The organism is Pseudomonas sp. yb_5 (genome assembly GCF_043103865.1).
Classification (GTDB): Bacteria; Pseudomonadota; Gammaproteobacteria; order Pseudomonadales; family Pseudomonadaceae; genus Aquipseudomonas; species Aquipseudomonas putida_Y.
The window spans coordinates 1-1,662 of the sequence record NZ_JBICKE010000054.1 but is presented as its reverse complement, the minus strand read 5'-3'; the positions used below and the strand labels follow the sequence as shown (position 1 = coordinate 1,662).

Below are 1,662 nucleotides of genomic sequence, written 5' to 3'. Positions count from 1 at the left end.
GATCCGGTTGTCCTTGACCTTGTCGAACTGCCGCGCATTGAAGTCCAGGCGGTTGGCTGCCGGGTCGTAGCGGAATTCCTCGCTGCCGATCAACGAGCCGGTATCACGACTGCGCAACTGGCCGTTGGCTTCGTATTCGTACTTGATCTCGTCGCGTAGCTTGTCGAGGGTACGCGCCAGTTCACCGGCTGGGTCGTACTGATAACGGCGGTGGATCGGGTTGTAGGCGTGCTCGACCAGCAACGAGGTATTGATGCCGGTGTTATGCACTTGCGAGAGCTTGTCGGCCGGCAAGGTCGAGGCAAACTGCCAGGCCTTGCGCCCCATGGCGTCATAACCGAAGCAACTGGTGAGCTTGCCCTGCGTGCGGTACACCTCGCGGTGCAGGTCATCGCGCTCCATGTCGCTGATCACCTGACCATCCAGGTTCAGCTGGTGCAGGTGGCCACTGCCGTAATACAGGTGATTGACCTTACGCCCATCCGGCAGGATCAGCGTGGTCAGGTTGCTGAGCGGGTCGTACTCGTAGCTGAGCGTGCCGTCAGGGGTGATTTCTTTCGTCAGCCGACCGAGCAGATCGTAGGTGTATTCCAGCTTCTCTTCTGTGATCCCAAGCTGCTTGCCGATCCCGGTCGGTTGCCGCTCGATGCTCAGCAAACGGTCACCGTCGTCATAGGTGAATCGCTGTTGTGCGTCGCTATTCAGTTTGGCGATCAGGCGACCAATGGCATCACGCTCAAAGAGCGTATGGCGCTCTGGCCGCTCGGCATTTTCGCCATAGCCAATCTCATCCAGTCGTGTGAGATGGCCACCGACGTCGTAGCTGAAACGCCGGGTCAGGTTATCCACCCGCACTTCTTCGCTCAGCCGGTCCGAAGCGTCGTAGGCAAAGCTGTACGTGGCGTTGTTCTCGTTGACCAGCGCGGTCAGGCGAATGGCCTTGTCGTACTCGTAGCGAACCCGCTGTCCCTTGGCATCCTGGCGGCTGCTCGGCAGGCCACGGGCCGTGCGCATCAGGCGGGTGGTCTGGCCCTTGCCGTCGGTGTGGCTGAGCACCTGCCCGTAGACGTTGTAGGTGAAGCTTTCCGTGGTGCCGTCCGGGTGGTTGATGCGCAGCACTTCGCCGTCGGGCTTGCGCTCCAGTGTGGTGGTCTGGTTCAGCGCGTCTGTTACCGCGACCAGGTGCTGGCGTTCGTCATAGCGGTAGTACGTGCTCTTGCCCGAGCAGTCCTGGTAGCGCTCGACCTTGGCCAGGGTGTTCCACCACAGGTACTTGGACTTGTAGGTGGCATCGATGATGGTGTGCGGCAGGCCGTCATCGCTGTTCAGGTACTCGGTCACCTGGCCGAGGGCATCGAGTTCGGCGAGCAGGTTGCCCTTGTCGTCGTAGCGCGCTCGCCAAGTGCTGCCATCCGGGTAGCTGACCTGAGTCACCAGCGTGGTCAGGTGGTGATACTCGTAAACGGTCTTGCGCCCCAGCGGGTCGGTCTCTTCGAGCAGTCGGGAGAATTCGTCGTACTTGAATTGCAGGCGGTTACCGTCCGGCAAGGTCAGGCCAACCATATTGCCGTGTTCGTCAAGCTCGATGGCGTAACGCTCGCCGCCATAATCGCGGCTGGCGACCACGCGGTGGTCGGCGTTGTACTGCACTTCCAACTCGCG

The 1,662-nt window shown here is 61.0% G+C and carries 1 pseudogene; it reads right to left on the bottom strand.

The window, feature by feature from the left end:
• Window positions 1-1,662: pseudogene (locus ACF8GF_RS07580) on the bottom strand (type IV secretion protein Rhs); the annotation flags it as partial.